The sequence below is a fragment of the Streptomyces sp. MMCC 100 genome, from assembly GCF_041538145.2.
Classification (GTDB): Bacteria; Actinomycetota; Actinomycetes; order Streptomycetales; family Streptomycetaceae; genus Streptomyces.
In genome coordinates, this window is record NZ_JBGORK020000001.1 from 6,530,293 (window position 1) to 6,545,805 (window position 15,513).

General features: G+C 73.9%; 18 protein-coding genes. 16 read left to right on the forward strand and 2 right to left on the reverse strand.

Annotation, left to right across the window (positions count from 1 at the left end; genetic code table 11):
* Positions 1-102: 102 nt before the first annotated feature.
* The 10 genes from ABS735_RS30065 to ABS735_RS30110 all read left to right on the forward strand — a co-directional run bounded on the left by ABS735_RS30065 (position 103) and on the right by ABS735_RS30110 (position 7,695).
* On the forward strand, positions 103-579 hold the full coding sequence (locus ABS735_RS30065) for a cupin domain-containing protein (RefSeq protein WP_373902415.1): 477 nt from the start codon (positions 103-105) through the stop codon (positions 577-579).
* Positions 576-1,847, forward strand: a complete 1,272-nt coding sequence (locus ABS735_RS30070; protein WP_373902416.1) for a beta-ketoacyl-[acyl-carrier-protein] synthase family protein — start codon at positions 576-578, stop codon at positions 1,845-1,847. Before ABS735_RS30065 ends, ABS735_RS30070 begins: the two co-directional genes overlap by 4 nt.
* Positions 1,844-3,112, forward strand: a complete 1,269-nt coding sequence (locus ABS735_RS30075; protein WP_373902417.1) for a ketosynthase chain-length factor — start codon at positions 1,844-1,846, stop codon at positions 3,110-3,112. Before ABS735_RS30070 ends, ABS735_RS30075 begins: the two co-directional genes overlap by 4 nt.
* A gap of 89 nt (positions 3,113-3,201) precedes the next feature.
* Positions 3,202-3,471 (forward strand): acyl carrier protein, encoded by a 270-nt coding sequence (locus tag ABS735_RS30080; protein WP_019326889.1) that lies wholly within the window; start codon positions 3,202-3,204, stop codon positions 3,469-3,471.
* 1 nt (position 3,472) lies between these two features.
* Entirely contained in the window at positions 3,473-3,952 is a 480-nt protein-coding gene (locus ABS735_RS30085) for an SRPBCC family protein (protein WP_373902419.1), read from the forward strand.
* A 91-nt stretch (positions 3,953-4,043) separates the two neighbouring features.
* Positions 4,044-4,379: a TcmI family type II polyketide cyclase gene (locus ABS735_RS30090; RefSeq protein WP_011030169.1), complete on the forward strand. Its 336-nt coding sequence runs from the start codon at positions 4,044-4,046 to the stop codon at positions 4,377-4,379.
* Positions 4,380-4,610: 231 nt separating this feature from the next.
* Positions 4,611-5,516 carry a DUF3152 domain-containing protein gene (locus tag ABS735_RS30095; RefSeq protein ID WP_373902421.1) on the forward strand — a complete coding sequence of 302 codons (906 nt, stop codon included), beginning with the start codon at positions 4,611-4,613 and terminating at the stop codon, positions 5,514-5,516.
* A gap of 70 nt (positions 5,517-5,586) precedes the next feature.
* Entirely contained in the window at positions 5,587-6,021 is a 435-nt protein-coding gene (locus tag ABS735_RS30100; RefSeq protein WP_373902422.1) for a PPOX class F420-dependent oxidoreductase, read from the forward strand.
* A gap of 146 nt (positions 6,022-6,167) precedes the next feature.
* Entirely contained in the window at positions 6,168-6,914 is a 747-nt protein-coding gene (locus ABS735_RS30105) for a DUF4142 domain-containing protein (RefSeq protein WP_373902423.1), read from the forward strand.
* A gap of 208 nt (positions 6,915-7,122) precedes the next feature.
* Entirely contained in the window at positions 7,123-7,695 is a 573-nt protein-coding gene (locus tag ABS735_RS30110) for a hypothetical protein (protein WP_373902425.1), read from the forward strand.
* A gap of 75 nt (positions 7,696-7,770) precedes the next feature.
* Here ABS735_RS30110 and ku read toward each other — a convergent pair whose 3' ends face one another.
* A complete protein-coding gene (gene ku / locus ABS735_RS30115; RefSeq protein WP_373902426.1) occupies positions 7,771-8,862 on the reverse strand; it encodes a non-homologous end joining protein Ku in 1,092 nt (363 codons plus the stop codon).
* A gap of 88 nt (positions 8,863-8,950) precedes the next feature.
* Between ku and ligD the strand changes: the two genes are divergently transcribed.
* Positions 8,951-9,832: a non-homologous end-joining DNA ligase gene (gene ligD / locus ABS735_RS30120; protein ID WP_373902427.1), complete on the forward strand. Its 882-nt coding sequence runs from the start codon at positions 8,951-8,953 to the stop codon at positions 9,830-9,832.
* A 13-nt stretch (positions 9,833-9,845) separates the two neighbouring features.
* Here ligD and ABS735_RS30125 read toward each other — a convergent pair whose 3' ends face one another.
* Complete coding sequence (locus ABS735_RS30125; RefSeq protein WP_373902428.1) at positions 9,846-10,649, reverse strand: nuclease-related domain-containing protein; 804 nt, start codon at positions 10,647-10,649, stop codon at positions 9,846-9,848.
* Positions 10,650-10,755: 106 nt separating this feature from the next.
* On the opposite strand from ABS735_RS30125, the gene ABS735_RS30130 reads away from it, so the two are divergent.
* From ABS735_RS30130 to ABS735_RS30150, 5 genes are all read left to right on the forward strand, one after another.
* On the forward strand, positions 10,756-11,262 hold the full coding sequence (locus tag ABS735_RS30130; protein ID WP_373902429.1) for a protein-tyrosine phosphatase family protein: 507 nt from the start codon (positions 10,756-10,758) through the stop codon (positions 11,260-11,262).
* A gap of 148 nt (positions 11,263-11,410) precedes the next feature.
* Positions 11,411-12,232 carry a hypothetical protein gene (locus ABS735_RS30135; protein ID WP_373902430.1) on the forward strand — a complete coding sequence of 274 codons (822 nt, stop codon included), beginning with the start codon at positions 11,411-11,413 and terminating at the stop codon, positions 12,230-12,232.
* Positions 12,229-13,473, forward strand: a complete 1,245-nt coding sequence (locus ABS735_RS30140) for an ATP-binding protein (RefSeq protein ID WP_373902431.1) — start codon at positions 12,229-12,231, stop codon at positions 13,471-13,473. The genes ABS735_RS30135 and ABS735_RS30140 overlap by 4 nt, the downstream gene beginning before the upstream one ends.
* Positions 13,474-13,620: 147 nt before the next feature.
* A complete protein-coding gene (locus ABS735_RS30145) occupies positions 13,621-14,091 on the forward strand; it encodes an SH3 domain-containing protein (protein WP_373902432.1) in 471 nt (156 codons plus the stop codon).
* 43 nt (positions 14,092-14,134) lie between these two features.
* Positions 14,135-15,508: an FtsW/RodA/SpoVE family cell cycle protein gene (locus ABS735_RS30150; protein WP_373902433.1), complete on the forward strand. Its 1,374-nt coding sequence runs from the start codon at positions 14,135-14,137 to the stop codon at positions 15,506-15,508.
* Positions 15,509-15,513: the final 5 nt, after the last annotated feature.

A 15,513-nucleotide genomic window follows, 5' to 3' on the forward strand; every position in this document is an offset into this window, starting at 1 on the left:
CGGCCGGCCGGGCCCGACGGCGTGCCCGCAGGTCCGCGCGGACCTTCCCCCGCTTCGCCCCCGCTTCTCCCACCTTCCTCCCGTCACCCCGGAGTGAACGACATGACAGACCAGCAGGTACGCATCGTCTCCCTCGGCGACATCGCGCCGAACCGCCGCCGCGGCGGAGACCTCCGCGCCCTTCTCACGCCCACCACCGCCGGGTCCACCAGCGGCTTCATGGGCGTGGCCATCGTGCAGCCCGGCGACCGCATCGCGGAGCACTACCACCCGTACTCCGAGGAGTTCGTGTATGTCACGGAGGGCGCCCTGGAGGTGGACCTGGACGGGGTGCCGCACTCGCTCGCCACCGGGCAGGGGCTGCTGATCCCGCAGGAGATGCGCCACCGCTTCCGCAACACGGGGGACGTCGAGGCGCGGCTCGTGTTCCACTTGGGGCCGCTGGCCCCGCGGCCGGAACTGGGCCACGTCGACACGGAAGACGCCGATGGCAACGCGCTCCCGTGCGACGGGGCGCACGCGCAGGCGGGCCGCGCCGGGCACGAGCGACCCGCCGCCGCGGCCGAGGTGGTGTCATGACCCGGCGACGGGTCGCCGTCACGGGCATAGGCGTCGTCGCCCCGGGCGGGATCGGTGTGCCCCAGTTCTGGGGGCTGCTGTCCGAAGGCCGTACGGCGACGCGCCGGATCTCCCTGTTCGACCCGGCCGGGCTGCGTTCGCAGATCGCCGCCGAGTGCGACTTCGAACCGTCCGACCACGGGCTCGGCCTCGCCACCGCCCAGCGCTGCGACCGGTATGTGCAGTTCGCGCTCGTCGCCGCTTCGGAGGCGGTGCGGGACGCGAATCTCGACATGGCCCGTGAGGACCCCTGGCGGGCGGGCGCCACGCTGGGCACGGCGGTCGGCGGCACCACCCGGCTGGAGCACGACTACGTCTTGGTGAGCGAGCGCGGCTCCCGCTGGGACGTGGACGACCGGCGGGCCGAGCCGCACCTGGAGCGCGCGTTCACCCCGGCCACCCTCTCCTCCGCGGTCGCCGAGGAGTTCGGGGTGCGGGGGCCGGTGCAGACCGTCTCCACGGGGTGCACGTCCGGCCTCGACGCGGTCGGGTACGCCTATCACGCGGTCGCCGAGGGGCGCGTCGACGTGTGCCTGGCGGGAGCGGCGGACTCGCCGATATCGCCGATCACCATGGCCTGCTTCGACGCCATCAAGGCGACCTCGCCGAACAACGACGACCCCGCGCACGCCTCCCGTCCCTTCGACGCCGACCGCAACGGCTTCGTCATGGGCGAGGGCGCGGCGGTGCTGGTCCTGGAGGACCTGGAGCACGCCCGGGCCCGGGGCGCGGACGTGTACTGCGAGATCTCCGGCTACGCCACGTTCGGCAACGCGTACCACATGACCGGGCTGACCAAGGAGGGCCTGGAGATGGCGCGGGCCATCGACACGGCGCTGGACATGGCCCGCCTCGACGGGTCCGCGATCGACTACGTCAACGCGCACGGCTCCGGCACCCAGCAGAACGACCGGCACGAGACCGCGGCGGTCAAGCGCTCGCTGGGCGAGCACGCCTACGCGACGCCGATGAGCTCCATCAAGTCGATGGTGGGCCACTCGCTCGGCGCGATCGGCTCCATAGAACTGGCCGCGTGCGTGCTGGCGATGGCCCACCAGGTGGTGCCGCCCACGGCCAACTACACGACCCCCGACCCCGAGTGCGACCTGGACTACGTGCCGCGCGAGGCACGGGAGCGGACGCTGCGGCACGTGCTGTCGGTGGGCAGCGGCTTCGGCGGCTTCCAGTCCGCGGTCGTGCTGAGCGGCAGTGAAGGAGGGCTGCGATGAGCGGACCAGGACAGAGTGACGGCGGGACCCGGCGCGCGGTCGTCACCGGTCTCGGCGTGGTGTCCCCGCACGGCACCGGCGTCGAGGCGCACTGGAAGGCGGTCGCCGACGGCGCCAGCAGTCTGGGGCCCGTCACCCGGGAGGGCTGCGACCACCTGCCGCTGCGGGTCGCGGGCGAGGTGCACGGCTTCGACGCGGCCGAGACGGTCGAGGACCGCTTCCTCGTCCAGACCGACCGGTTCACGCACTTCGCGCTGGCCGCCACCCAGCACGCCCTGGCCGACGCCCGGTTCGGCCGGGCCGACGTCGACTCGCCGTACTCGGTCGGCGTGGTCACCGCGGCGGGTTCGGGCGGCGGCGAGTTCGGGCAGCGGGAGCTGCAGAACCTGTGGGGCCATGGCTCGCGCCACGTCGGCCCGTACCAGTCGATCGCCTGGTTCTACGCGGCCAGCACCGGCCAGGTCTCCATACGCAACGACTTCAAGGGCCCCTGCGGGGTCGTGGCCGCCGACGAGGCGGGCGGCCTGGACGCCCTGGCGCACGCGGCACTGGCCGTGCGCGGTGGCACCGACACGGTGGTGTGCGGCGCGACGGAGGCGCCGCTGGCCCCGTACTCGATCGTCTGCCAGCTGGGCTACCCCGAGCTGAGCCGGTCCGCCGAACCCGACCGTGCCTACCGCCCGTTCACCGACGCGGCCTGCGGGTTCGCGCCGGCCGAGGGCGGGGCCGTGCTCCTCGTGGAGGAGGAGACGGCGGCCCGGGAGCGCGGCGCGGACGTGCGGGCGACGGTGGCCGGGCACGCGGCGACCTTCACCGGACCCGGCCGCTGGGCCGAGTCCCGGGAGGGGCTGGCCCGCGCGATCGAGGGCGCCCTGGCCGAGGCGGGCTGCCGGCCCGAGGACGTCGACGTGGTCTTCGCGGACGCCCTCGGGGTCCCGGAGGCCGACCGGGCCGAGGCGCTGGCCCTGGCCGACGCGCTGGGCCCGCACGCCGGGCGAGTGCCGGTCACCGCGCCCAAGACCGGGACCGGACGGGCGTACTGCGCGGCTCCGGTGCTGGACGTGGCGACGGCGGTGCTCGCGATGGAGCACGGGCTGATCCCGCCGACCCCGCACGTGGTCGACGTGTGCCACGACCTGGACGTGGTGACCGGCCGGGCCCGCCCCGCCGAGCCGCGAACGGCCCTGGTCCTCGCGCGCGGCCTCATGGGGTCCAACTCGGCGCTCGTCCTGCGACGTGGCGCCGTGCCGCCCGCGGGCCGCTGACCGACGACCGACCACCGACCACCGACCACCGACCACCGACGGCCGCGGAGGACATCCGTGACCGGCCAACCCGAGTCAAGGAGGACACCATGACCGACCAACTGGACTACCAGGTGACCGTCGAGGAGCTGTCGGCGCTGATGAAGCGCACCGCCGGCGTGCACGTCGACCCGGTCACCCTCCGGCAGCAGGCCGACGACGGTTTCGACACCTTCGGCCTGGACTCCCTCGGCCTGCTGGGCATCGTGGCCGAGCTGGAGAAGCGGTACGGCCTCGGCCTGCCCGAGCAGGCCGAGCGCTGCAAGACGCCCGCGGATTTCCTCGCGCTGGTCAACGGCGCCCTGAAGACGGGAGTGTGACATGGCAGGACACACCGACAACGAGATCACCATCGCCGCCCCGATGGAGCTGGTCTGGAACATGACCAACGACATCGAGAACTGGCCCCGGCTGTTCAGCGAGTACGCCTCCGTCGAGGTGCTCGACCGCGACGAGGACCGCGTCACGTTCCGGCTCACCATGCACCCGGACGCCGACGGCAAGGTGTGGAGCTGGGTCTCCGAGCGGGTCGCCGACCCCGTCACCCGCACCGTCCGCGCCCAGCGGGTCGAGACCGGCCCCTTCCAGTACATGAACATCGTCTGGGAGTACGCGGAGACCGCCGAGGGCACCGTCATGCGCTGGACGCAGGACTTCGCGATGAAGCCGGACGCGCCCGTGGACGACGCCTGGATGACGGACAACATCAACCGCAACTCCCGTACCCAGATGGCGCTGATCCGGGACCGGATCGAGCAGGCGGCGGGCGAGCGGCGTGCCGCACCGGTGCTCGCCGACTGACACCGGCCGAACGGCACCCCGAACGGCACCCCGAACGGCCCCGAACGGCCCCGACCGACACCGACCGACACCGGCGAAGGGCAGCACCCCCATGCACCACACACTGATCGTCGCCCGGATGGCACCCGGCGCGGCACCGGACATCGCGAAGGTGTTCGCGGAGTCCGACAGCGGCGAACTGCCGCACCTGGTGGGCGTCAACCGGCGCAGCCTCTTCGAATTCGGTGACGGCGTGTACCTGCACCTCATCGAGAGTGACGAGGACCCGGCCCCCACCATCGGCAGGCTGACCGGGCACCCGGAGTTCCGCCAGGTCAGCGAGCGGCTCGAGCCGTACGTCTCGGCGTACGACCCGGCGACGTGGCGCGGTCCGAAGGACGCGATGGCGCGCTGCTTCTACCGCTGGGAGCGGACCCCCGCCGGCTGACGGCACCGCGTCCCCGCGCTCGTCGGGGTCGCCCGGTTCCCGCCGGGCGGCCCCGACGAAGACGTTTCCGGAGGCCGGTCGGTTGCACTCAGGAACCGAATGTCCGCGTGAGAAGGGACACGTCGGAAACGGTGATGTTTTCGCACGTCCGTCCGCTTGGATCTTCGGGGTAGAACAGCACAGCGGAGTTCGCCGTGCGTGCCCCGACGACCAGCAGAGAGGACGCACGCCGTGGGCCGATCCACCGCCCGCCGAAGCAGCCGAAGAACCGGGCCGGACGGTTCCGGGCACAGATCCCGCTCCCGCAGACGCAGACGCCGCGGCCCCGCCCGCGCGGTCCTGGCCTGTGTCGCCCTCGGCGCCGTCCTGCTCACCGCGGGCGCCGCCGTCGCGTACTGGCGGGAGACCCGGCCACCGGTGACGGACGACCAGGTGGCCGACGTCACCGACGCGCTGGAGGCCTCGACCGGAAGGCCTTCCCCTTCCGCCTCCCCCGCACCGTCCCCGTCCCTGAAGGCCTCCCCGTCGCCCTCGGCCTCGCCCTCCCCTTCCGCCTCCACCATCGCCATTCCGGCGACCGGACCCGGCACCTTCGTCACCGCCCAGGCCGACGGCACGACCGTGGGCACCGGCAGCCGCGTACGCCGCTACAAGGTCCTGGTCGAGGACGGCATCGACGTCCGGCCGAGCGCCGCCGCCGCCGAGATATCCGACGTGCTCGCCGACACCCGCGGCTGGACCCGGGACGGGGCCAACTCCTTCCGGCTGGTCAGCAGTGGTTCCTACGACTTCGTGGTGAAGATCGCCACGCCGGGCACCGTCGACCGGATCTGCGGCGCCGCGGGCCTGCTCACCCGGGGCGAGGTCAACTGCAGCGTCGGCACGGACGTTGTGGTGAACCTCAAGCGCTGGGTGCTGGGTTCCCCGGAGTTCGACGGCCCGATCCACGAGTACCGGGCGCTGATCGTCAACCACGAGGTCGGCCACCGCATCGGCCACGGCCACGAGACGTGCCCCGGCGCCGGCCGGCCCGCTCCGGCGATGATGCAGCAGATCAAGGGCCTCAAGGGGTGCGTGGCCAACGCCTGGCCCTACGACGAGGACGGCGACTACCTGGGCGGCCCCTCGGTGCCCTGAGTCACCGGCGGAGCCTGTTCGGCGGACGGTTCGCGGGACAGGCCGCGGGGCGCGGGGTGATGATCGGTCCATGACCACCACACCGCGCTTCGACCCCCGCACCCTGCTGGCCGAGAGCCGGCTCGGCGTCCTGGCGACGATCAAGTCGGACGGCCGCCCTCAGCTCTCCCCCGTGATGCCCGCCTACGACCCGGAGGCCGGCGTCATCCGCGTGTCGACGCGGGAGGGGCTCGCCAAGACCGCGAACCTGCGCCGGGATCCGCGGGCCACACTGGAGGTGACCGCCCCGGACGGCAGGTCCTGGGCCACCGCCGAGGGCGTCGCCACCCTCACCGGGCCGGGCACCGACCCGCACGGACCGGAAGTCGAGGCGCTGGTGGAGTACTACCGCGCCGTGGCCGGGGAGCACCCGGACTGGGACGAGTACCGGGCGACGATGGTGTCCGACCGCCGGGTGCTGCTCACCATCACCGTCGAGCGCGTGTACGGCGCCGACATCGGCTGAACCGGCGTGGTCGGCGGGTCCCTCGCAAGTCCCGCAAGATTTGTGCCGGAGCGGTGACGGATCCGCCCGCCGTTTCCGTACCTCCTGGCGTACCGGTACGAGCACACGTGCGTGTGCGCGTCCCTCGCGTCGCCCCTGGAGGCACCATGCGCCTGCCCCGCAGCAGGATCGGAGTCGTCGTCCTGTTCGGTGTGATGACCCTGACCCTCACCGCGCTGGCCTTCCCGGCCGTGCTCGGTCTGGACAAGGCCGACGGCAACCAGAGCCGGGTGGTGGCCAGTACGAAGTTCGGCCCGCTCACCGAGGCGGACCGCGACTTCGTGGTCAAGGTCCGCGCCGCCGGGCTGTGGGAGTACCCGCTGGGCGAGATGGTGATGGAGCGCGGTACGACGAAGGCGATGAAGACGGCCGGTGAGCACCTGGTCGTCGGGCACGCCGGTCTCGACGCGATGTGCCGCGAGATCGCCCCCGAGCTCGGCATCACCCTGCCCAACCGGGCCTCCCCGCAGCAGGAGGGCTTCGTGGCGACGGTGGAAGCCAAGAGCGGCAAGGACTTCGACTCGTCGGCGGTCAACATCATGCGGGTGACCCACGGCCAGATCTTCCCGGCCATCGCCAACATCCGGGCCGGCACCAAGAACACGCTCGTGCGGCAGCTGGCGGACCTGGCCAACGACACCGTCCTGGACCACATCACGGTGCTGGAGAAGACGGGGCTGGTCGATTACGACCAGGTCACCTTCAACCAGACCGGCCCGGCGAAGCTGCCCCGGGAGAAGGTCACCCCGCCCCCGCCGCAGCCGGACGAGCGGGTGCTGGTGCTCAAGCCGCGCCCCGACCTGAACGTGAACACCGCCTCCCCGACGCCCACTGCGTCCCCGGCGGCCCCCTGAGTCCGGGTGCCACGGCGCAGGCACCATTACGACCGAGTCACGACCGGTGGCGCGGGGAACGGGCCCTGGACCCCGCGCGTTCTTAGGGGTTGGCGGCCGACGGAGTCCGCCGGACCATGACCATCCGGCGCCGGGGCCGGTGGTGGGCGGGCCGTCCCCTTCCTCCCGCCCTCGCCCACCCGGGGCCGACGACAGGAAGAGCGGGACCATGACCGCTTCCGGGCCGGGCAGCGGCGACATCCCGGGCGAGCCGGACGGTACGCCGTCGGTGCCCGAGTACGTGTGGCGGCTGTTCCTGGAGGACGACGAACGCGCCATCCGTGCCTCCGCCCCCAGGGAACCCTCCGCACGGGACCGGCTCCCCGGCTGGCGGCCGGAGCTCCCCGCCGGCCGGCCCGGCCACCGCGTCCGCCCCTCCGAGACGGTCGGCGAGGCGTGGCGCCGGGAGGACACGTGGGCGGGGCCGGCCTGGCGCGAGCTGGACGGCCGGGCCCGGGTGCGGCGGATCGGCCGGGTGCTCGGCACGGCCGCCGGGGTCGCCCTCGCCCTGACCGCTTGGTCGCAGCTGTCCACCGGCCCGGTCGCCCCGGGCGGCGGACCTGCCGAGACGATCGGGCAGCGCCTGGAGGAGAGCCCCGCCCTGCCCACGGCGGCCTCCCGCGCGGCCTCCCCCACGGACCCCCTCGCGCCGACGGAGTCCGGCGCCGCGAGTCCCGCCGTCTTCGAGCCCGTCCCGTCCGCGACACCCCGGGCGTCCACCTCTCCCTGGACATTCGGCTGACCGTCCGTTCAACGGGCCGTACCGGCGTTCCGTCCCGGAGCGCACCCGCCGGCGGCGGTGAGCGGCTCGCGCTCGTCAGGCGCTGCGCCTGCGGGGCGCCGTCTTCTTGGGGGTGCTCTTGGCGGTGCTCTTGGCCGCGCCCTTGTCGCCGCTCCTGGCGGTGCTCTTGGCCGCGGCCTTCTTGGCGGTGCCCTTGGCCGCCGTCTTCTTCGCGGGTCCCGCGAACTTCGCCGTCGACTTCTTGGGCTCCGCCTTCTTCGCCGCCGTCTTCTTCGCGGCCGTCGACGTGGACTTCTTGCCGCCGGTCTCCTTGGGAGTCCGCCGGGAGGAGGTCTTGCGCTGCGGCAGCGATCTGACCTCGGCCTCCTCGGCCGGCCCGGCCTCCTCGCCGTCCCGGGACTCCCGGGCCGCCCGCACACTGCTCTCCAGCGCGGCCATCAGGTCGAGCACCTTGCCGGGCGCCGCCTCCTCGCGGGCCTGAGGGGGTCGCTCACCGGCGGCCTTGGCCGCGACGACCTCCTCGACGGCCTCCCGGTACTCGTCGTGCAGGTCGTCCAGGTCGATCTCGCCGAGGGTGTCCATGAGGGCGTCCGCGAGGTCCAGTTCCTGGTCGCGCACGGTGACACCGCCCTCCGGGGCGACGCCCTCGGGTGCCCGCACCTCGTCCGGCCACAGCAGGCCGTGCATAGCGATGGCCTCGCCGACGACCCGGAGCATGCCGAGGCGCTCCCGGCCGCGCAGCGCGAACTTGGCGATCGCGACCCGGTTGCTGCGCTTGAGTGCCTCGCGCAGCAGCGTGTACGGCTTGGCTGCGGGGGCGCCGCTCGCCGCGAGGTAGTAGGCCGAGCCCATCTGGAGCGGGTCGATGCGGTCCTCGGGCACGAAGGCCACGATCTCGATCGTGCGGGCCGTCGGGATCGGCAGCTGGGACAGGTCCTCGTCGGTGATCGGGATCATCGAACCGTCGGCGTCCTCGTAGGCCTTGCCGATCTCCGCCTGGGTGACCTCGCGGTCCTCCAGTTCGCAGACCTTGCGGTAGCGGATCCGGCCGCCGTCCTCCGTGTGGATCTGGCGGAAGGAGACCGCGTGGCTCTCGGTCGCGTTCACCAGTTTGATCGGGATGCTGACCAGGCCGAAGGAGATGGCGCCGTTCCAGATGGATCGCACGTGCAGCACCTTTCCTGTCGGTTTCCCCGTCGGGCGGCTACCGGTGACCGTCGGGCGGTTTGTCCGTATTCCGTGAGATTCTCATGGTATGGCGCCTATCACGGAAGTGGAGGGGCGGCGGGTGGCCCTCAGCAACCTGGACAAGGTGCTGTATCCCGCGGCCGGCCTCACCAAGGGCGAGCTGCTGCACTACTACGCGACGACCGCTCAGGTGCTGCTGCCGCACCTGCGGGACCGTCCGGTCTCCTTCCTGCGGTACCCCGACGGCCCGGACGGCCAGGTGTTCTTCACCAAGAACGTGCCGCCGGGTACGCCCGACTGGGTCACCACGGCCGAGGTGCCCCGTTCGGAGGGACCGGCCCGGATGGTGCTGGTGCAGGACCTGGCGAGCCTGATGTGGGCGGCGAACCTGGTGACCGAGTTCCACACCCACCAGTGGACCGCGGACGATCCCGGCGAGGCCGACCGGCTGGTGTTCGACCTGGACCCCGGGCCGCCCGCCACCGTGGTGCAGTGCTGCGAGGTCGCCCTGTGGCTGCGGGAGCGGCTGGCGGCGGACGGGATCGAGGCGTACGCCAAGACGTCGGGGGCCAAGGGGCTGCATCTGCTGGCGGGGGTGCGGGGGTCGTCCTCGGAGCGGGTGTCGGAGTACGCGAAGGCGCTGGCGGTGGAGGCGGAGCGGGCGCTGCCGAAGCTGGTGGTGCACCGGATGACGCGCAGCCTGCGGCCGGGCAAGGTGTTCGTGGACTGGAGCCAGAACGCCGCCCGCAAGACCACGGCCGCTCCCTACACCGTGCGGGCCCGCGACGTGCCGGCGGTCTCCACCCCGGTGACGTGGGACGAGGTCGCGGGGTGCGGACGGGCGGAGCAGTTCGTCTTCCGGGCCGGGGACGTCGGGCCCCGGGTGGAGGACTACGGCGACCTGCTGGCGCCGCTGTTCGACCGGCGGCGGGCGGCGGCACTGCCCTGACGTCCGGCGCCGCTCAGAGGCGGGTCCAGGTGGCGCGGTCCCGGGCCATGGCGTGCAGGGCCTCCACGTCCGCCGGTTTCAGCATCCCGCCGGTCCGGGCCAGGTCCGGCAGCTCCGCGTCCGTGAGGACGCGCACGGAGCGGGGCGGGGCGGTGACGCTCACGTGCGCCGGCTCGACGAGGACGAGGACGGGGCGCACCTCCGCCGTCAGGGCGTACGAGGCCCGGTCGGCGTCCGCGCGGACCCGGCGCAGCAGGGGGTGCGGTGCGCGGCGGCCCAGCGCCACCAGGGGGTCGGTGACCCGCACCCGCTGCCTGCGGGCGGGCAGTACGTGGAGGGCGAAGAGACCGCCCGGCCCGATCAGCAGGTGGTGGACGCGGTCGCCGCCGGGCAGCGGGAGCGAGTGCAGGGTGTGCCAGCCGGCGCCGTCGAGGCGGTCGAGGGCCGTCCCCGTCGCCTGCTCGGCGGCGAGCGCCCGGCGGCGCGGATCGGGGCGCAGCCGGTGCGCCGGTCCGGGTTCGCGCTCCAGGGCGACCAGGAGCGCCTCGCCGGGCCGGTTGGGGGCGAGGTCGTCGTCCGGGTGGAGGGTGAGCCGGGCCAGCTCGGCCGGGGTCGGGACCGGGGGCGGGCCGACGGCCACCGGTCCGGTGAGGAAGGGGGCCAGGGCCCGCAGGACCTCGTCCCTGCGGTCGTCGCTCAGCAGGTTGACGCGGGCCGCCTCACGGTCGTACCAGGCGACGTTCCCGCCGTCCGGAAGGCAGACGTAGAGCCGTTCCCGGCCGTGGCGCCGGGTCGGCACGACGCGCAGTCCGTCCATGCCCATCACCCCCGTCCATGGGACCAGGCGGGGTGCTGCCGGGGCAAGAACCCGGTTACCTTTGGGAGGAGTTGGGCAGACCCTGGGCGGAACTCGGGAGGTGCCTTTGCGTACCCGTGGGAGAGGTCCGGACGTGCCGGCCCCGGACCGGCCGTGGGACGAGATCGTGCCGGGTCTCTGGATGGGCGGGCACGAGTTCCGGCGGGCGGCCGGGCGGCTGGAGTTCGCCGTGGTGCGGGACGAGTTCGACCTCGTGCAGACCCTGCTGCGGCTGCCCGGACACGGCCCGGACGACGGTGTCGAGCACCATGTGTGGCCCATCCCCGACGGCCCCCTGGACGGCACTCAGCTCGCCGGGGTGATCCGCCTGGCCCAGGCGGCGGGCGAGGCGCTGGACGGGGGCCGGAAGGTCCTCGTGCGCTGCTGTCACGGGTACAACCGCTCCGGCCTGGTCGTCGCGCACACGCTGATGCGCCGGGGCAGCAGCGCCGAGGACGCGATCCGGCTGATCCGGGCCCGGCGCTCGCCGTGGGCACTGCACAACGACCTGTTCGTGGCGTACCTGCGGGCGGGTCTGGCCACCGTGCGGCTGCTGGAGGAGCTGGCCGAGTAGCCCGGCGGGCCCGTGCGCACGCAAAATGGCCTTCCGTACGAAGGCGCGTACGGCGCCCCGGCTCCGGGGTGCCGGGTTCCAGGGTGGCGCCCACCCGCCGTGCGGGACCGCCGACGCCGATCACCGATCCCCAGACCCCAGGAGTGCAGTGCTCCCGAGCCGCCCCGGGCGCCCAGCCCGCGTTCCCGCCGCCCTCGCGCTGCTCCTGGCGACCGCGGCCGCGGCCGGTGCGCTGGCCGCCTGCGGAGACACCGGCGGGCTGCGCGGTGCCGGGGCGACGCCCGCCGCGCGTGATCCGGCGCGGCTCTGGCCCGGCCTGACACCGGCGTCCCGACCGGCGTACGACATCGGCGAGGTGGAGCACGCGGTGGTCGAGGGCGTCGCCGTGCCCGGCGGGGACATCCGCAGGGCGGACCCGGTGGCCGCGGTGCGGGCCGAGATCGCCGCGCACCCGGACGACTACGCGGGCGCGAAGGCGCCGTACCACGAGACGTCCGTGCGGATGGCGGACTGCGGCACGGACGGGGCCGGGGACGAGGCCGCCGGCTGCCCGGTGCTGCGGCCGTACTACCGCGACCTGACCGGCGACGGGCGCCCCGAGATGACGCTGGGCTTCCGGCTGCTGCCGCAGAAGCTGACCGCCGTACGCGTCTACACCGTCGAGAAGGACCGGCTCGTGCGGGTCATGTCCTACGAGGACGCCGTGAGCGCGGTCGAGCTGGCCGGGCGGACGGTGATCGTCCGCTCGCCCTCGGAGGTGGCCGGCTACGAGTACCGCCTCCGGTGGACCTGGGACGCCGATCAGCGGGCCATGCTGCTGACCAGCGACGAGATGCTGCGCACCGACGACGGCGGACGGCACACGAAGCGTCCGTCCACGTCCCCGTCCCCGGCTCCGTCCGTCTCGCCGTCCACCCCTCCGTCCTCCTCGCCGTCCTCCTCTCCGTCGTCGCCGGCGAGCGCCCGGTGAGGCTCGCCCTCCCCCGGTGGGCCGGACCGCTGGCGGTGAAGGCGGCCGTCTTCATCACCGTGATGTGCTGCGGGCTCGCCGCGCTGCTCGGCGTCCTGGTGCACGTCTCGGTGACCAACCGGACCGTCGGCGAGGCGCGTGACGTCGCCCTGGCCCGGCTCCGGGAGGCGACGGAGTCCTACGAGGCGGGAGACCCGCTGCGGCGCGGGGCCGGCGTCGATCCGCCGGGGCTGCCGCGGCAGCTGCGTGAGCTGGCCGTGTCGGGCCGGCGCGGCACGATGGTCGCCGAGTACGCCGGGCGCCCCACGATGTGGGCGGCGGGCCCCGCCGACGGCGGCCGGGCGCTGGCGGTGCGGGTCGACCACTCCCAGGGCCAGGCCACCATCGACAGCCTGGACGGCACGCTCGTGTGGGCGTCGGCCCTGGCGATCGGGGCGACGCTGCTGGTCGGCGCGTTCGCGGTGACGCGGGTGACGCGGCGGCTGCACACCACGGCGCGGGTGGCACGGCGGATCAGCGCCGGCGACCTCGACGCACGGGTCGGCGATCCGCGCGCGCAGGATCCGACGCGCCCGCAGGACGAGGTGGCCTCGGTCGCCGCCGCGCTGGACTCCATGGCGTCGTCGCTGCAGGGCAAGCTGCTCGCCGAGCAGCGGTTCACCGCGGACGTGGCGCACGAGCTGCGCACCCCGCTCACCGGCCTGCACGCGGCGGCCGAGCTGCTGCCGCCGGGCCGTCCCACCGAGCTGGTGCGGGACCGGGTGGCGGCGCTGCGCACCCTCACCGAGGACCTGCTGGAGATCTCCCGGCTGGAGAGCGGGCGGGAGAGGATGGAGACGGAGCCGGAGGAGCTGGGCGCGCTGGCCCGGCGGGTGGTGCGGGGCTCGGGCACCGGCACGCACGTGGACGTCGTACGGGACGCGCGGGTGGAGACCGACCGGCGGCGCCTGGAGCGGGTGCTGGGCAACCTGGTCGGGAACGCGCACCGGCACGGGCGGGCGCCGGTGGTGCTGACCGTGGACGGTGCGGTGATCACCGTACGGGACCACGGGGACGGCTATCCGGAGTACCTCCTCGCGCACGGGCCGCAGCGCTTTCGCACCGAGGGCGGGACCAAGGGGCACGGCCTGGGGCTGACCATCGCGCTGGGGCAGGCCGAGGTGCTCGGGGCGCGGCTGGAGTTCACCAACCCGCCGGACGGCGGGGCGCTGGCCCGGCTGACGCTGCCTCAGCAGCCCTGACCCGGCCCCGACCGTGCCCTGACCACGGCGCCTGCCCCGATGGCTCAGTGCGGCGGGCGGTGCGCGGGAGGCGCTCCTAATGTGGCGGTTAGTCACCTGAGGACACCAAGAAACCCGAAGACCCGTTCGCTCCCGGGAGGTACTCCCATGTCGCTACTGTCCGCACCGGCCTCGCGCTCCCCTCTCGTCCGCGCTCTCGCCACCGCCCTCGCGGCCGGCGCGCTCGCCACCGCCGTCGCCGTCACGCCGGCCGTCGCGCACGACGGCTGGGGCGGCGACACGACCTCCACGCCCACCGTCACCGGCAGCGGAAACGGCGGCGGAAACGGAAACGGCGGAAACGGCGGCGACGAGTGGGGCGGGAGCGACGGCCGCCAGGAGCAGGGCCGCTACCGGGGCGTCGTGACGGCCGACCGGCTCGCCCTGCGCACCTCGCCGAGCCGCGGTTCGGACGTCATCCGGTACGCCCGCCGGGGCGAGGTCGTCTCCATCTACTGCAAGACGCCCGGCCCCAAGGTGCAGGGCAACCCCCTCTGGTACCTCCTCACGGACGGCACCTGGGCCTGGGGTGCGGCCCGTTACATCGACAACATCGGCCCCGCGCCGCGCTGGTGCTGAGCCGGCCGACGCGCAGACCGCATCATTTGGGTAAGTTCCGGACATGACCAAGGCCGGAACCGGAACCGGACTCACCGTGGCACAGGCGGACACACCCGCTCCCGTCGCCCGACTCCCCCGGCGCCGGGGCATCGAACTCGCGCTGATCCTGATGGCCGTCCTGCTGTCGGTGTTCGGCTACTGCAACGTAGGCCTCGCGCAGCACGACGCCCTCCCGCCCGGCGCCGCCGGTTACGGCGCCGGGCTCGGTGTGCTCGCGCTCCTCGCCCATCTGGCGGTGCGGCTGCGCGCCCCGTACGCGGACCCGCTGCTGCTGCCCATCGGCGTGCTGCTCAACGGCCTCGGACTGGTGCTGATCTACCGGCTCGACCTGGAGACGCCGGGCGACCGGGCGGCCCCGACCCAGCTGGTGTGGTCGACGCTGGGTGTCGCCCTGTTCATCGTGGTCGTCCTGCTTCTGCGCGACCACCGCGTCCTGCAGCGCTACGCCTACGTCTGCGTCGCCGCCGCGCTCGCTCTGCTCACCGTGCCGATCTTCTTCCCCGCGGTGAACGGCGCGCGCATCTGGATCCGGATCGAGGACTTCTCCATCCAGCCCGGCGAGTTCGCGAAGGTGCTGCTCGCGGTGTTCTTCGCCGCGTACCTGGCCGCCAACCGCAGCGCGCTGGCGTACGCGGGCCGCCGGGTGTGGCGGCTGCAGCTGCCCACCGGGCGCGTCCTCGGCCCGATCGTGGCGGTGTGGCTGGTCAGCGTCGGCGTCCTGGTCCTGGAGCGGGACCTGGGCACCTCGCTCCTCTTCTTCGGCCTGTTCGTGGTCCTCCTCTACGTCGCCACCGGCCGCACCGGCTGGATCGCCGTCGGCCTGCTGCTGGCCTCGCTGGGCGCGGTCGCGGTGGGCTGGCTGGAGCCGCACGTGCACAGCAGGGTGGAGGACTGGCTGCACCCCTTCGCGTCCATCGAGGCGGGCGACGGCCCGGGCCAGCTGGCCCAGTCCCTGTTCGCCTTCGCGGCGGGCGGGGTGACCGGCACGGGTCTCGGCCTCGGCCACTCCGTCCTGATCGGTTTCGCCGTCAAGTCGGACTTCATCCTGGCGACGGCCGGGGAGGAGCTGGGCTTCCTCGGCCTGAGTGCCGTCTTCCTGCTGTACGGGCTGCTGGTGGAGCGCGGCTACCGGGCGGGCCTCGGCGCCCGCGACCCCTTCGGCCGGCTGCTCGCGGTCGGCCTCTCCTCGATCGTGGCGCTCCAGGTGTTCGTCATCGCGGGCGGGGTGACCGGGCTGATCCCGCTGACCGGCATGGCGATGCCGTTCCTGGCGCAGGGCGGGTCCTCGGTCGTCACCAACTGGGCGATCGTGGCGCTGCTGATCCGGGTGAGCCACGCGGCCCGCAGCCAGACCGGCGGGCGGGCGGAGCCGTGAGCGGG